The organism is Azospirillum sp. ST 5-10 (genome assembly GCF_051225715.1).
Lineage (GTDB): Bacteria > Pseudomonadota > Alphaproteobacteria > Azospirillales > Azospirillaceae > Azospirillum.
This window is the reverse complement of record NZ_JBPJSP010000032.1, coordinates 1-15826: the sequence shown is the minus strand read 5'-3', so window position 1 is coordinate 15826 and position 15826 is coordinate 1. Positions and strand designations below refer to the sequence as shown.

The window sequence follows — 15826 nt, the reverse complement described above, 5'->3', positions numbered from 1 at the left end:
CCCTCGCCCCTTGGAGGAGAGGGGCTCAGGTCCGCACGTCGGGCGCCGTCCGCCCGGTGTGGCGGACGATGGCGGCGAGGTCGACGGCGATGGACGCCAGATCGGCCAACGCCTCCTCGGTCTCCAGCCCGTGGCGCGCCGGGTCGGGCTCGTAGCGCTCGAGATAGACCCGCAGGGTGGCGCCGGACGTGCCGGTGCCCGACAGGCGGTAGACGATGCGCGCCCCGTCCGCGAAGCCGACGCGCAGCCCCTGGCGCTCGGAGCGGCTGCCGTCCACCGGGTCGGTGTAGGCGAACTCGTCGGCGGTGGCGATGCGGCGGCCCTGCACCGTCTGCCCGGCAAGCTGCGGCAGGCGGGCGCGCAGGTCGGCGATCAGGGCGTCGGCCGCGTCCTGGGCGATCCCCTCGTAGTCGTGGCGGCCGTAATAGGTGCGCCCGTAGGTCTGCCAGTGCTCGGCCATGATCTCGGCGACCGACAGGCGCCGCGCCGCCAGCACGTTCAGCCACATCAGCACCGCCCACAGCCCGTCCTTCTCGCGGACGTGGTCGGAGCCGGTGCCGAAGCTCTCCTCGCCGCACAGGCGGATGCGGCCGGCGTCCAGCAGATTGCCGAAGAACTTCCAGCCCGTCGGCGTCTCGTAGCAGTCGAGCCCCAGCGCCGTCGCCACCCGGTCCACCGCCCGGCTGGTCGGCATGGAGCGCGCCACGCCCGTGAGCCCGCCGGCGAAGGCCGGCACGTGGCCGGCGTTGGCGGCCAGCACCGCCAGGCTGTCGCTGGGCGACACGAAGACGCCGCGGCCGAGGATCATGTTGCGGTCGCCGTCGCCGTCGGAGGCGGCGCCGAAGTCGGGGGCGTCCGGACCCTCCATGCGCGCCACCAGGTCGCGGGCGTGGGCGAGGTTGGGGTCGGGGTGGTGGCCGCCGAAATCCTCCAGCGGCACGCCGTTGATGACGGTGCCGGCGGCGGCGCCCAGCCGGCGCTCCAGGATCTCGGTGGCGTAGGGGCCGGTGACCGCGTGCATGGCATCGAACACCATGCGGAAGCCCGAGGCGAACAGGGCGCGGATCGCCGCCATGTCGAACAGGCTCTCCATCAGCTCGGCGTAGTCGGCGACGGGATCGACCACCTCCACCGTCATACCGTCCAGCCGGCTGGTGCCGAGCGTCTCCAGGTCGACGTCGGCGGCCTCGACGATGCGGTAGGCGTCGATCTCCCTGGAGCGGCGGAAGAACGCCTCGGTCAGCGCCTCCGGCGCCGGACCGCCGTTGCCGGCGTTGTACTTGAGGCCGAAGTCGCCGTCGGGCCCGCCCGGGTTGTGGCTGGCCGAGAGGATCAGGCCGCCGAACGTGCCGCGCTTGCGGATCAGGCACGACGCCGCCGGCGTCGACAGGATGCCGCCCCGCCCGACCACCACGTGCGCCACCCCGTTGGCCGCCGCCATCTTCAGGATGGTCTGGATGGCGGCGCGGTTGTGGTGGCGGCCGTCGCCGCCGACCACCAGGGCCGCCCCGGCCAGCCCGTCCAGGCTGTCGAAGATGGACTGGACGAAGTTCTCCAGATAGCGCGGCGCCGCGAAGACGCGTACGGCCTTGCGCAGCCCCGAGGTTCCCGGCCGTTGGTCGGTGAACGGGGTCGTTGGGTGGGTAACGGCAGTCACTGGACGTCCTCCCTGGATACGCGGCGGCCTCCCGGGGCCGTTCCGTGCCCGTCCTGTATGGACCGGCCGCCCCCGCGGGATCAACAGGCGCCGCGCCGAGACCGCGGGGAACGGCGCGATTCCGCATCGTGGAAACGGATCGCACGAATACCGGTCAAACCATGGACAATCCGTCACCATGACGATCGTGGGAGGAAACCCGTCATGAAGATCGCCACCCGGATCGCCATCGGCTTTTCCACCGTCCTCGCCCTCACCCTGGTCGTTGCCCTGGCCGGCTGGACGAGCCTGCAGCGCTTCGCCGATTTCGCCGGGGCGGCGTCGCACCTGGCGGCGATCGACGCGGGTGTGGCCCGGGTCGCCGAAGGGGTGGCGGTCTACGGCCACACCGGCGAGGCCACCGACGCGGCCGAGGTGCGGAGCGGGCTCGACCGGGTGCGCGAGCAGGCGGCGGCGTTGCGCGCGGCGGCCGCGGAGGGCGCCACCATCGCCGAGGCGGTCGAGCGTTACGCCGCGACCTTCGGCCGCCTCGTCGCCCAGCGCGAGGAGGAGGAGCAGCGCCTCGACACGCTGACCGCCCGCTCGGCCGAACTCCGGGTCGCCGCCGAAGGCATCCTGCGCCGCCAGAGCGACCGCTATGAGGAGGCCAGCCGCGGCCTCGCCGCAGCCGAGGCTTCCCTCGACGAAGCCCGGGGCACGGCCTCGATGACCGAGCATCTGGTGGGCCGCATCGGCGAGCTGCGCGCCGGCCTCGCGACGTTGCGGCGAGCCCCTTCGTCCGATGCCGCGGCGGCCGCCGTCGCCGCCGTCGAGGCCGTGCTGGGCGAGGCCGACGCCCTGCAGCGCCGCGTCGCCGGCAGCGCCGAGGAGTCCGCCGTCGCCGACATTGTCGCCACGGCGCAGGGCTACCGTACGGCGCTGGACGGTCTGGCCGGGGCGGCGGCCGGAGGAGCGCTGCCGCCCGACCGGATCGCCACCGCCGACACCGCCGCCGCCGCGCTGGACGCGGCGGCCGCCACCCTGGCCGAGAGCCAGATGGCCGCCTTCGCGTCCCTGCGGGAAGCCACCGGCTATGCCCAGGCCGCCGCGCAGGACGAACTGAACGCCGCGGCCCAGGTCCGCACGCTGGCGCTGCGGATCGCCGCCGCCGTGCAGATGGCGGCGGTCGGCCAGCGCGACTTCCAACTGACCCGCGGGAGCGAGGCCGGCGACGCGGTGGATGCCGCCATGAACCAGGTCCGCGCCCTGGCGGGCGAGGTCGCGGATTTGGTCGACACCGACGACGGCCGCGCCGAGGCCGCGGCCATGGACGCGGCCGCCAGCGCCTTCCAAGAGGAGTTCGCCGCCCTGGCGGCGACGGCGGACCGGCAGGCCGCGGCCGCCATGGCGATGGACGCCGACACCGACGCGATCGCCGACACGGTGGGGCGCCTGGTGGCGGCGCAGGAGGCGGCGCGCGACGGCACCCGTCGCAACGCCGAGGGGCTGATCGTCGTCGGCGCCGCGCTGGCCCTGCTGCTGGGCGCCGGCCTCGCCTGGGCGATCGGCCGCAGCGTGGTGCGGCCGCTGCACGCCATGGCCGGGGCGACCGCGCGCCTCGCCGACGGCGACCTCACGGTCGCCATCCCCGGCGGCGAGCGCAAGGACGAGATCCGCGGCCTCGCCGCGGCGGTCGAGGTGTTCAAGCGCAACGCGCTGGAACGCCGCCGCCTGGAGGAGGAGCGCGACCTCCTGCAGCGGCGCGGCGAGGCCGAACGCCGTCAGGCCATGCGCGACGTCGCCGACGCCTTCGAGGCGTCGGTCGGCGCCGTCGCCGAACGGCTGCGGCAGGCGGCCGACGCCATGGCGCAGGACGCCGCGGCCATGTCGGCCGACGCGGCCGCGACCCGCACCGGCGCGGCCACGATGGCGACGGCGGCCGAGCAGACCAGCGCCAACGTACAGACCGTCGCGGCGGCGGCCGACGCGCTTTCGGCCTCGGTCGGTGCCATCGCCGACCGCCTCGCCGAATCCGCCCGCGCCGCCGCCGGGGCCGCCACCCGCGCCGGCGACACCAACCGCATCGTCGAGGGGCTGGCCGCCGCCGCCGGCCGGATCGGCCGGGTGGTGGAGATGATCGGCGAAATCGCCGGCCAGACCAACCTGCTGGCGCTGAACGCCACCATCGAGGCGGCGCGCGCCGGGGAGGCCGGCAAGGGCTTCGCCGTCGTCGCCGGCGAGGTCAAGACGCTGGCCGGGCAGACCAGCCGGGCGACGGCGGAGATCACCGCGCAGATCGCCGACATGCAGGCCGCCACCGACGAGGCGGTGGCGGCGATCCGCGCCATCGTCGGCTCGGTCGAGGCGATCAGCGCCTCGGTCGGCGACGTCACCCAGGCGATGAACGAGCAGGGCGACGCCACCCACCGGATCGCCCGCGGCGTCCAGGAGGCCGCCGTCGGCTCCCACGTGGTGAAGGAGCGCATCGCCGAGGTGACCGCAGCCGCCGTCAAGACCGGCACCGTCGCCCAGGCGGTCCACACCGCCTCCCGCGGCCTGGCCGGGCAGACCGACGCGCTGCGCACCGAGGTGGAGGGATTCCTGCGGCGCGTGCGGGCCTCCTAAGCAGGTTTGCCCCACGCCACCGTGAGACGATCTGCTAAGTCTTTGAGACGGGCTGTGAGGCACGCCGCCGACGCCGCTGGTAGCGTCGCCGACGGCCCGGTGCGGCCCCGGGGTCGCCAGGCCGGCGGCGGCGGACCGCTGGCAGGGCGAATGTCACTGGCCTTTCCACCGTCGAATCTTATCATCCGGCGGCACGCCGGGCGTACAGCGGGATGGGATGCGATGACTCGATCGGAACGCCGGCCGGCTGCCGCCACGCCGCGGACCACGCCGGCGCCGACAGGCACGTACGGCCGGGCGGCGCGGCGCCTGCCCCTTCCTCCCCTGAGACTCCGGCACGGACCATGACCCTCTTCCGCAAGAGCGCCCTCGACCGGCTGTCCAGCCCGGAGCGGCTGGACACCGTCTTCGTGGCGGCGCCGACCGGATACTGGATCGCCTTCCTGGCGGCGGCCCTGCTGATCGGCGCGGCCGTGGTCTGGTCGCTCGTCGGGCGCATCCCGACGCGGGTCGCCGGCGACGGCATCCTGCTGAGCGCGCGCGGCGAAGTGTTCTCGGCGGCCGCCAAGGGCGGCGGCTCGCTGCTGGAGTTCCGCGTCCAGCCGGGGCAGCGGGTCGCCGCCGGCGACACGCTGGCGGTCATCGACCAGAGCCTCGTCCTGCGCCGGCGCGACGCCGAGGCGGCGACCCTGCGCCAGATGCAGGCCCGGCACACCGAACTGGTGGAGGAGGACCGCCAGCAGAGCGCCCGCCGCCGGGAGATCCTGAGCGCCCAGAAGACCGCGCTGGACGACCAGCTCCGGCGGCTGCGCACGCGGCTGCAGGCGGTGCGCACCCAGGCGGCCGACCAGCGCGCCCTGCTGGAGCGCGGGTTCACCACCCGCGCCCGCGTGCTCGACGTCGAGCGCGAGCTGAACGAGCTGGTCGAGCGGATCGACGGGCTGGAGCAGAAGTCGCTGGCGCTCGACGCCGAGGAACACAGCCGCCAGGCGGAATGGCGCCTGAAGCTGCTCGACCATGACAACGAGATCCAGCGCCAGCAGGACCGGCTGCGCACCGTCGAGGCGGAGCTGCGCGAGAACTCCACCGTCCAGGCGCCGGTGGACGGCATCGTCACCGAACTCGCGGCGTCGCTCGGCGACGTGGTGTCGCCCGGCATGCCGGTCATCCGCATCGTCCAGGAGGCGGAGGTGCTCGACGCGCTGGTCTTCCTGCCGCCTCTCAAGGCCAAGCAGGTGCGGCCCGGCATGGCGGTGCAGGTCGAACCCGGCGTCGCCAAGAAGGAGGAGTACGGGGCGGTGTCCGGGCGCGTGCGCACCGTGTCCGACCTGCCGGCCTCGCGCGAGGCGCTGACCGCCATGCTCCACAACGCCGGGCTGGTGGAGCTGTTCATGCGCGAGGGGCCGCCGATCATCGTCCGCGCCGACCTGGAGGCGGACGCCGCCACCGTCTCCGGCCTGCGCTGGTCCAGCGGCGAGGGCCCGCCCTACCGCATCGAGCCGGGCACCCTGGCGCGCCTCAACGTCTCCGTGCGCGAACAGGCGCCGGCGGAGCTGGTGCTGCCGTTCCTGCGCTCGCTGGTCGGGACCTGAGATGGCCGGTCGTCAGGCCCGCCGGCCACGCCGCCATCCACGCGCCGTCACGCCGACGCTGCTGCAGATGGAGGCGGTGGAATGCGGCGCCGCGGCACTCGGCATCGTCCTGCACCATTTCGGCCGTCATCCGCCGCTGGAAGAGCTGCGCGTCGAGTGCGGCGTGTCGCGCGACGGCAGCAAGGCCAGCGACATCCTGCGGGCGGCGCGGCGTTACGGCTGCGAGGCCTCGGGCATGCGGCTGGAGCCGGCGGCGGCGCTGGCCATGCCGTTTCCCTTCATCGCCCACTGGAACTTCAACCATTTCCTCGTCGTCGAGGGGGTGCGCGGCGGCACGGTGTTCCTCAACGACCCGGCGACCGGCCCGCGCCGCGTCACCATGGTCGAGTTCGACGCCGCCTTCACCGGCATCGCGCTGTGCGTCAGGCCGGGGCCGGAGTTCACGCGCGACGCCCGGCCGCCCGGGGTGCTGCGCCAGGTGGCGCCGCTGCTGGCGCGGGCCGGGTCGGCGGTGCCGCTGGCGGTGCTGATCAGCCTGCTGCTGATCGTGCCGGGGCTGCTGATCCCCGCCTTCACCAAGATCTTCGTCGACGACTACCTGATCCACGAGAACACCGGCTGGCTGCGGCCGCTGATCGCCGTCATGCTGGCGACCGCCGTCCTCTACGGCGGGCTGACGTGGCTGCAGCAGCTGGTGCTGCTGCGCGCCCAGACCGCGCTCGCGGTGGCGGGCTCGGCGCGCTTCCTCTGGCACCTCCTGCGGCTGCCCGTGGAGTTCTTCACGCAGCGCCACACCGGCGACGTGGCGAACCGGGTGCACGCCAACGACCGGCTGGCCGCCATCGCCGCCCGGGAGGTCGGGGCGAGCGCCGTCAACGCCATCACCGCCGCCTTCTACGCCCTGGTGATGCTGGCGCTGGACCCGCTGCTGGCGACCGTCTGCCTGCTGCTCGGCACCACCAACCTGGCGGTCTGGAAGCTGATGGCGCGCCGGCGCGAGGACGCCGGCCGGCGCCTCGCCCAGGACCTCGGCCGTTTCGAGAGCGCCACGGTGACCGGCATCCTCGCCATCGAGACCTTGAAGGCGACCGCCACCGACGACGACTATTTCGGCCGCTGGTCGGGCCTGCAGGCGAACCACAACGCCAACCAGCGCCGGCTCGGCTCCTACGGGCTGGTCGCCGCCGGGTTCCAGCCGCTGGTGAGCGGGCTGACCACCGCCGCCATCCTCGGCATCGGCGGCCTGCGGGTGGTCGACGGCCACATGACGATCGGCACGCTGGTCGCCTTCCAGATGCTGGTGCAGAGCTTCATGGGCCCGCTCTCGGCCCTGGTCGCGGTGTTCGGCACGCTGATCGAGGCCAAGGCCGACCTGGCGCGGGTCGCCGACGTGCTGCGGCACCCGCGCGCCCTGCCCTTCGCCGAGCCGGCCGCGGCGCCGGCGCAACCGCCCGTCCCGATCCGCCGCCTCGCCGGACGGGTGACGCTGGAGGGGGTGACCTTCGGCTACCAGCGCTACGCCCCGCCGCTGATCGAGGGGTTCGACCTGGAGGTGGCGCCGGGCGCCCGGATCGCCGTGGTCGGCGGGTCCGGCAGCGGCAAGTCGACGCTCGCCCGGCTGATCGCCGGTCTGCACCGGCCGTGGAGCGGCACCATCCGGTTCGACGGCGTGCCGATGGACGCGCTGCCGCGCGCCGCCCTCGTCGCCTCGGTCGGCGTGGTGGCGCAGGAGGTGCACGTGCTGGCCGGCACGGTGCGCGAGAACCTGTCCATGTGGGACCCGACCGTCGCCGACCGGGCGCTGATCGCGGCGCTGCGCGACGCCGACATCATGGAGGTGGTGGCCGCCCGCCCCGGCGGCCTGTCCGACCGCATCGCCGAGGGCGGCGCCAACTTCAGCGGCGGCCAGGCGCAGCGGCTGGCGATCGCCCGCGCGCTCGCCCGCGACCCGGCGATCCTCGTCCTCGACGAGGCGATGGCGGCGCTCGACCCCGTGACCGAGCAGCGCATCGACGAGGCGATCCGCCGCCGCGGCTGCACCTGCATCGTCGTCGCCCACCGCCTCAGCACCGTGCGCGACGCCGACGAGATCGTCGTGCTCGACCGCGGCCGGGTGGCGGAGCGCGGCAGCCACGACGCGCTGATCGAGCGCGACGGCGTCTACCGGCGGCTGATGGGCGGCGAATGACGGCCATGCCCGACCAGCGGACCCTCGCCCCGACCGGCGACGACGGCCCCCGCACCCTGGCCGGCAACCGCCCGCTGCGCCTCGACGGGCTGTCGCGGCTGCTGCGGATCGCCGAGGGACGGGTCTCCGTGTTCGCCATGCGGCTGGACGCGCAGGAGCGGCCGGTCGGCACGCGCCTGCACGTGGTCACCGTCGGGCCGGGGGACGTCCTGCCGGGCTGGCCGGAGGCCGGGGCCGGGACCGGGCTGTTCGCCGTCGCCATCGGCACGGCGACCCTGGCCGGGCTGGACCGCGCCACGCTCGCCGCCGCCGCGGCCGCCGGCGACGCGGACGCCCGGGACGCGGCCGACCGGCTGGACACCATCCTGGCGGCGTTCGGAACCGCCCACGCCCCGACCGACGTCCCTCCCGACGCCCAGCGGATCGAACCGGGCGAGACCCTGCACGCGGACCGCCCGCGCACCCTCGTCGGCCACCCCGCCGTCTGGGCCGAGGTCGACGACGGGGCGGACGGGCCGCACCTGCTGACCGCGCGCGCCTGGCTGACGGTCGCCGCGGGACGGACGGTCCGCGCGCTGTCGACCGCCGACGTGCTGGCCCGCCGCGGCTGGGCCCCCATCGACACGGTGTGCGCGGGCGTCCTCCAGTGGCTGCGCGCCGAGATCGGGCTCGCCGACGTCGAGGCGCAGGAACGCATCGAGGCCCGCGCCGCCGGCGACGAGACGGCGGTCCGCGCCTCCCTGCGCGCGGCCGTCGGCCTGCTGGGCGGCCCCGCCAGCGAGCACGGGGCGGCGGGCGCCGCCGGCGATCCGGTGGCCGTGGCGGTGCGGCGCGTCGCCGGCCAGCTCGGCATCCCGCTCCGCCCGCCCGCGGGCGAGGAGCCGGGCGGCGCCGCCGGCCTGCCGCGGGCGGTGCAACGGCACGCGCGCGCCTCCGGCTTCCGCTGCCGCGCCGTCACCCTGCCCGACGGGTGGTGGCGCCGCGACATGCCGTCCTTCGTCGGCGCGCGGGCCGACACCGGCGCGGCCTGCGCCGTCCTGCGCCGCGGCTCGGGCCGCTTCGACATCGTCGACGCCGACGGCCGGCGCACCCGCGCGACCGCCGGCACGGCCGCCGCCGTGGCCCGCGAGGCCGTGGCGCTGTACCGGCCGCTGCCGGCCCGCGCGCTCGGCGTGCGCGACGTGCTGACGCTCGCCTTCGCCGGCTCGGGACGGGACGTCGCCGGCGCGGTCCTGCTGACCCTGGTGTCGGTCCTGCTCGGGCTGCTGGTCCCGGTGGCCACCGGCATCCTGGTCAACGAGGCCGTGCCCTACGCCGAGGTGGCGACGATCGTCCACATGGCCCTGGGGCTCGCCGCCATCGCCGTCGGCAGCGCCATGTTCGCGCTGGTCCGCACCTTGCTGCTGCTGCGCTTCGAGGGGCGCGCCGACGCCCAGCTCCAGGCCGGCACCTGGGACCGCCTGCTGAGGCTGCCCGCCACCTTCTTCCGGCGCTTCCAGACCGGCGACCTGCTGATGCGGGCGCTGGCGCCGACCCAGCTCCGCCAGGTGGTCGCCGACACGCTGCTCAGCAGCGGTCTGTCCGCCATCTTCTCCGTCGTCAACTTCGCGCTGATGCTGACCTACGACGTGCGCCTGGCGCTGGCGGCCGTCGCGGTGGCGCTGGTGGCCGGGGTGCTGCTGTCCGCCACCGGCGTCGTCCAGCTGCGCTACGAGCGCCGTACGCTGGAGCGGGCCGCGGAGGTCTCCTCGACCCTGATCGACATGCTGAACGCGCTGCCGACGGTGCGGGTCAACGGCGCCGAGGACCGGCTCTTCGCCCGCTGGCTCGGCCTGTTCAGCGCGCAACGGCGCGAGGGGTTCCGGGTCGGCCTGGCGGCCGCCGCCTTCGCCGTGCAGAACGCGCTGATCCCCCTGCTGGCGACGCTCGCCTTCTTCCTGGTCGTCGCCACCGCGGCCGATCCCATATCGGTGGGCGACTTCGTCGCCTTCAACGCCGCCTTCGGCCAGTTCATCGGCGCCGTGCTGGGCGTGGTGACGGCGCTGACCGCCTCGCTCGACGCCGTCCCCATCTTCAAGCGGCTGAAGCCGATCCTCGACGCCGTGCCGGAGAGCACCGCCGACAAGCCGGAGGTGGGTCCGCTGGAAGGCCATATCGCCGTCGACGACGTGACGTTCCGCTACGGCGACGGGCCGCCGGTCCTCGACGACGTCAGCTTCGCCGCCGAGCCCGGCGCCTTCGTGGCGCTGGTCGGGCCGTCGGGCTCCGGCAAGTCGACCCTGTTCCGCCTGCTGCTGGGGTTCGAGACGCCGGAGAGCGGCATCGTCAGCTACGACGGCCGGTCGCTGGCGGACGTCGATCCCGCCTCGGTGCGCCGCCAGCTCGGCGTCGTCCTGCAGCGCGGCACCCTGCTGCCCGGCAGCATCCTGGAGAACATCGTCGGCTCGTCCCCCCTCGGCCTCGACGACGCCTGGGAGGCGGCGCGGCTCGCCGGGCTGGAGGAGGACATCCGCGCCATGCCCATGGGCATGCACACGCTGCTGTCCGACGGCGCCGCCACCCTGTCGGGCGGCCAGCGCCAGCGCCTGATGATCGCCCGCGCCATCGTCCGCCGGCCGCGCGTCCTGCTGCTGGACGAGGCGACCAGCGCGCTCGACAACCGCACGCAGGCGATCGTCGCCGACAGCCTGGCGCGGCTGAACGCCACCCGCGTCGTCATCGCCCACCGCCTCAGCACCGTCGTCCACGCCGACCGCATCTGCGTCCTCGAGCGCGGCCGCATGGTGCAGAGCGGCACCTACCGCGAGCTGATGGCGACGGACGGACCGTTCCGCGCGCTGACCCGCCGGCAACTGGTGGACGGGGCGGGGCGGGCGTGACCGGCCCGCCCCGCCCCGTCCACCAGTTGCCGCGGGATGAGACTCCCCGCCAAGTCTTTGAGACGTTCCGTCGGGCCGCCGGACCGGCGATCCGCTACCGTTCGGCCATCACACCGACGGGCCGGAACGCCGGCCGTCCCAGGGGGAGCGCGATGGCCGACACGAACCACGCCGCGCCGCCGTCGACCGGCACGGTCGAGCGCCGGCTGAAGGAGATCCTCGCCGCCGCGACGGTCGACCCCGCCCTGCGCCGGCGGCTTCAGGACGATCCCGCCGCCGTGCTGGCGCAGGCCGGGCTGCCCGTCGCCGACGGCGTGCGGGTGACCGTCGAGGAGGCCGCCATGGACGAGGTGGCCGCCGTCCTCGACCGGAGCACGCAGGACCACATCGTCCTGCCGCTGCCGCCGCGCCGGGACGGCGTGCTGTCCGATGACCAGCTGGACGCGGTGGCCGGCGGCGGGGTGGGCATGGGGCTCCTGGCCGGAGCCTTCTTTCCCATCAACGCCCTGATCACCATCGGCAACAACCTGACCAAGCCGCAGAACATCGGCAACGCGCTGGGGCAGCTCGCCCAGGGCGTCGCCGATCACTGGAACGCGCCGAACTGAGCGGGGACGCCGGCATCGCGCCGGCCCCGCCCTTTCGACGACCCCGGTGCGCGCCACCGCCCGAGACCAAGGAGACCGCCCATGACCGACGCCGCGACCAGCCCGGCCGCGCCCACCGTCGAGCTCGCGCTCGGCCGCATCATCACGGCCGCCGCCGGCGACGCCGCCCTGCACCGGCGCCTGAAGGCCGACCCGGCCGCGGTGCTGCGCGACGCCGGCCTGGCCGTTCCGGCCGGCGTCACCGTGACGGTCGAGGAGGTCGCCCGCGACGGCGCGGCCGGGGTCCTGGCGCGCAGCACCGACGACCACCTCGTCCTGCCGCTGCCGCCGCTCGCGGACGGCGCGCTGTCCGACGAGGACCTCGACGCCGTGGCCGGCGGCGGGCCGCTGGAGGGCCTGTGGAGCGCCGTCACCCTGCCGTTCAACCTGGCGACCCGCTTCATGAACTCGAACAGCGGCCACGGCCTCGGCGAGTACGCGAGCGAACTCGCCGCCGGCGTCACGCAGAAGTGGAACAACCCGAACACCGTCTGACGCAATGCCGGTCCGACGCCGCGAGGAGACGAACAGCATGTCCCATGAAGTCACCCCCGATGGAACCGTCCTGGCCAGGGAAAACGCCGAAGCGGCCCTGAAGGGGCTCCTGAGCGCCGCCGCCTCCGATCCCGTCCTGCGGGACCGCCTGAAGGCCGCACCGCTGGACACCCTGCGCGACGCCGGCCTGCGGGTCGCCGACGGCGTCACCGTCTCGGTGGAGGAGGTGCCCCTGGCGGAGCTCGCCGCCGCCGCCGCGCGCAGCACCGACCGCCACGTCGTCCTGCCGCTGCCGCTGCCCAACGCGCCGCTGTCGGATCAGGACCTCGACGCCGTGTCCGGCGGCGGTCCCCTGCTGGGCGTCCTGGCCACCGTGGGCATGCCCTTCGCCTCCCTCTTCGAGGTGGTGGCGAACCTCGGCAACCCCGAACGGATGGGTGCGCGGCTCGCGCGGACCGGCCAAAGCGTCGCCGAGCTGTGGGGTCGCCCGGGCGTGTGAGACGGCCGCCGCCGGCGGCTACAGCGCCGCCAGCCCGTCCACCCAGCGCCCCAGCTCGGCGGCGACCGACGACATCGCCGCGGCGTGGGCGAAAACGCCCGCCGAGGTGGCCCGCGCGTCGCGCGGCGTCATGCCGAAGGTGCTGCGGAAGGCGCGGCTGAAGGACGCCTCGGAGCCGAACCCCCAGGCGTACGCGACGTCGGCGATGCGGGGGCGCCGGTCCGCGGCGATCAGGTCGGCCATGCTGCGGGCCAGGCGCCGCTCGACGATGTAGGCGGAGACGCCGCCCAGGGGCTCGAACATGCGGTAGAGGGTCGGGCGCGAGACCCCGACCGCCGCGGCGACCGCCGCCGCCCCCAGCTCGGGATCGGCGAGGTTCGTCTCGATGTAGCGCTTGGCCGCGCGGAAGCGGGCGGCGCGCATCTCGGGCACCACCAGGTCGAGGGCGTCGAGCGTCGGCTTCAGGCAGCCGGCGACGAAGGCCGCGCTGCCGCGCCCCAAGGCGAGCGCGTCGCGCGCCGACAGATGACGGGCCGCCTCGTGGAGCGTGCGGACGTGGCTGCCGAGCAAGGCGCCGACCGCGCTGTCGCCGCGCAGCACGAGCCCGTGCAGGGCGTCGGGGGCCGACAGCATGGGCGCCAGCAGGTCACGGGAGAAGCACAACGTGCAGTGGGTGAAGTCCACGTCCGTGGTCTCGGTCGGCTGCGCCATGTCGATGATGCAGACGTCCCCCGCCCGGGCGGTGACCGGCCGGCCGGCCATCGTGCCGCCGAAGTGCCCGCGCTGCACCAGCTGCACCAGGTAATGGTCGACGCCGCTGCGCGCGATGGCGTAGGGGCTGCGCCGGAACGTCTGGGTGACCGACGAGCAGGAGCCGACGAGCACGCTGCCCATGTGGTAGGTGTCCATGGTGCCGCGGAACGCGTGCACCGCCGCGGCGTCGGCGAGGCTCAGGTCGAAGAACGGGGCGAACTCGCTGCGCCACCGCCAGAACGCCTCCTCCGCGGCCAGTCCGGCGCTGTCGAAGCGCAGAACGGGAAGAGTGCCGTCCGTCTCGGCCATGGTCGTCCGTGCCGCCCGTCGAGGTTGTGGTCCGGACATAGGAGCCAGAGCAACGGCCACGCCGTCAAGGGGCTGCCGCTGACCGCTTGCCCGCGTCCGCCGCGGCGGCGGACGCGGTGTCCCATCACTTCAGCGCCAGGACCAGCTGGAACGCCTTAATGACCATGCGCTTGCGGTGGTAGAAGCGGTGCGCGTCGGTGCGCTGCGTGCCCGACACGACCTCCATCTGGGCGCAGCCGCGCTCCTTGGCCTGGCCGGCCAGCCAGTCGAACAGGGTGTCGCCGAGGCCCAGCGAACGGTGGGCCGAGCTGGTCACCAGGTCCTCGACGTACATGTAGGTGCCGCGCGACAGGGTCTCGTGGACGCGGAAGCCCGCACAGCCCGCGATCTCGCCGTCGACGCGCAGCAGGGCCAGGGTGTAGCCGTCGTCCATCTGGCGGCGGACCTGGTTGCGATAGGCCTCGACGTCGGTCAGGTGGCTGCGGAGCTGCCGCATGATGGCGAAGCTCGCGTCGATGTCGGCATCGTTGCGCGCCGGCTCGATGGCGATGTTGCCCTGGCTCATGGTCGCTCTCCTCTCCTTAGTGTTCCGGGACGGGACCGGCTCCGTCGCGCGTCCGGCCGGCACCGCGGGAGAGGGTGGTCAGGAAACAATGGGACCAGCAAGCAAACGCCGGACTCTTTCCACCCCTTGACATCGGGCGGCGGCGCTCCAACCGGCCACGAGTTGCCTGTTGACACCAGGTATATGGTATACCAGAATGCGCCTGCATTGTGACGCCAACAATCGGCCAGGCAACCCATTGCCCAGGCCGAGGGTGTCGAAGGTAGGGAGAGGGCCACGCAACCATGAAAATCTGCATCTATGGATCGGGAGCGATCGGCGGCTATCTCGGCGTTCGTCTGCACCAGGCCGGGGCCGACGTCAGCCTCGTGGCGCGCGGCGCCCATCTCGAGGCGATGCGCGCGAACGGCGTGAAGCTCCTCGTCGGCGACGAGGAGCAGGTCGTCCATCCCCGTTGCACCGACGACCCGGCCGAGCTGGGCCCGCAGGACTACGTCATCGTCGGCCTCAAGGCCCATTCCGTGCCGGGCGTCGTCGACGCCATGCAGCCGCTGCTGGGCGAGGACACGGCCGTCGTCACCGCGGTCAACGGCATTCCCTACTGGTACTTCCACAAGCACGGCGGCGAGTTCGAGGGGCGCACCCTCGAGACGGTGGATCCCGGCGGCAAGCAGTGGAACGGCCTGGGGCCGGAGCGCGCCATCGGCTGCATCGTCTATCCCGCCACCGAGGTGGTGGCGCCGGGCGTCATCAAGCACGTCTACGGCGACAAGTTCCCGCTGGGCGAGCCGGACGGCTCGACCTCGGCGCGCGTGCAGGCGCTGAGCCAGGTCATGGAGGCCGGCGGCCTGAAGGCGCCGATCCGCGACCGCGTGCGCGACGAGATCTGGCTGAAGCTGTGGGGCAACCTGTGCTTCAACCCGATCAGCGCGCTGACCCACGCCACCCTCGACGTCATCTGCGGCGATCCCGAGACCCGCGCCGTCGCCAAGGCGATGATGCTGGAGGCCAAGGAGATCGGCGACCGGCTGGGCGTCCATTTCCGGGTCGACGTGGAGCGCCGCATCAACGGCGCCGCCGCCGTCGGCGCCCACAAGACCTCGATGCTCCAGGACCTGGAGCGCAGCCGTCCCATGGAGATCGACGCGCTCGTCTCGGTGGTCCAGGAGATGGGCCGGATGGTCGGCGTCGCCACGCCCACCCTCGATGTCGTCCTCGCGCTGGTCCGCCAGCGCGGCGAGATCGCCGGCTGCTACACCCGGCCCGCCGCTCCGGCGCCGGCCGCCACGGAGCCGCCGGTCGTCGCCGCCGCCCAGTAGCCGTCCCCGCGTCATCGTCTTCCCCAGGCGCCGCCCCCTCGCTCGTCCCTCCGGGAGAGCGAGGGGGCTTCGCGGCGCCAGCCGTGGGAAAGGTGAAAGGGGGCGGGAACCGCGTGCCCTGTCCTTCCGGCACCCTCACCCCTCCCGTGCCTCGCAGCCCCCTTCCCTCTCCCGGGGCGGGACGGGACCGGGGCGAGCGCCAAGAACAAGGTTCCAATACGACCATGAAGATCGCAATTCCCAAGGAGCGGCGTGCCAACGAGAAGCGCGTCGCCGCCTCGCCGGAGACGGTGAAGAAGCTGAAGGGGCTGGGCCTCGA

Annotated in this window: 11 protein-coding genes; 8 read left to right on the top strand and 3 right to left on the bottom strand. The window is 74.3% G+C overall.

The genetic code is table 11. The features are described from left to right. Positions 1–25: 25 nt before the first annotated feature. A complete protein-coding gene (locus ACSBPG_RS26115) occupies positions 26–1657 on the bottom strand; it encodes an alpha-D-glucose phosphate-specific phosphoglucomutase (RefSeq protein WP_435540169.1) in 1632 nt (543 codons plus the stop codon). A gap of 204 nt (positions 1658–1861) precedes the next feature. Between ACSBPG_RS26115 and ACSBPG_RS26110 the strand changes: the two genes are divergently transcribed. From ACSBPG_RS26110 to ACSBPG_RS26080, 7 genes are all read left to right on the top strand, one after another. Beyond that, positions 1862–4261: a methyl-accepting chemotaxis protein gene (locus ACSBPG_RS26110; RefSeq protein ID WP_435540168.1), complete on the top strand. Its 2400-nt coding sequence runs from the start codon at positions 1862–1864 to the stop codon at positions 4259–4261. Between the two features lie 344 nt (positions 4262–4605). Next, the gene (locus ACSBPG_RS26105) at positions 4606–5853 is read left to right on the top strand and encodes an NHLP bacteriocin system secretion protein (protein ID WP_435540167.1); all 1248 of its coding nucleotides are present in this window, start codon (positions 4606–4608) and stop codon (positions 5851–5853) included. Between the two features lies 1 nt (position 5854). Then, the gene (locus ACSBPG_RS26100) at positions 5855–8041 is read left to right on the top strand and encodes an NHLP family bacteriocin export ABC transporter peptidase/permease/ATPase subunit (RefSeq protein WP_435540166.1); all 2187 of its coding nucleotides are present in this window, start codon (positions 5855–5857) and stop codon (positions 8039–8041) included. Between the two features lie 5 nt (positions 8042–8046). Further along, positions 8047–10920 carry an NHLP bacteriocin export ABC transporter permease/ATPase subunit gene (locus ACSBPG_RS26095; protein ID WP_435540165.1) on the top strand — a complete coding sequence of 958 codons (2874 nt, stop codon included), beginning with the start codon at positions 8047–8049 and terminating at the stop codon, positions 10918–10920. 152 nt (positions 10921–11072) lie between these two features. Further along, positions 11073–11528 carry a hypothetical protein gene (locus ACSBPG_RS26090; protein ID WP_435540164.1) on the top strand — a complete coding sequence of 152 codons (456 nt, stop codon included), beginning with the start codon at positions 11073–11075 and terminating at the stop codon, positions 11526–11528. A gap of 81 nt (positions 11529–11609) precedes the next feature. Further along, entirely contained in the window at positions 11610–12062 is a 453-nt protein-coding gene (locus ACSBPG_RS26085) for a hypothetical protein (RefSeq protein ID WP_435540163.1), read from the top strand. Between the two features lie 37 nt (positions 12063–12099). Beyond that, positions 12100–12561, top strand: a complete 462-nt coding sequence (locus ACSBPG_RS26080) for a hypothetical protein (RefSeq protein ID WP_435540162.1) — start codon at positions 12100–12102, stop codon at positions 12559–12561. 18 nt (positions 12562–12579) lie between these two features. Here ACSBPG_RS26080 and ACSBPG_RS26075 read toward each other — a convergent pair whose 3' ends face one another. Together ACSBPG_RS26075 and ACSBPG_RS26070 are read right to left on the bottom strand one after the other, a co-directional pair. Then, the gene (locus ACSBPG_RS26075) at positions 12580–13623 is read right to left on the bottom strand and encodes a helix-turn-helix domain-containing protein (protein ID WP_435540161.1); all 1044 of its coding nucleotides are present in this window, start codon (positions 13621–13623) and stop codon (positions 12580–12582) included. A 124-nt stretch (positions 13624–13747) separates the two neighbouring features. Beyond that, complete coding sequence (locus ACSBPG_RS26070; RefSeq protein ID WP_435540160.1) at positions 13748–14251, bottom strand: GNAT family N-acetyltransferase; 504 nt, start codon at positions 14249–14251, stop codon at positions 13748–13750. Positions 14252–14472: 221 nt separating this feature from the next. Here ACSBPG_RS26070 and ACSBPG_RS26065 point away from each other — a divergent pair, with 221 nt between their 5' ends. Next, positions 14473–15507 (top strand): 2-dehydropantoate 2-reductase, encoded by a 1035-nt coding sequence (locus ACSBPG_RS26065; protein ID WP_435540159.1) that lies wholly within the window; start codon positions 14473–14475, stop codon positions 15505–15507. Positions 15508–15826 lie beyond the last annotated feature (319 nt).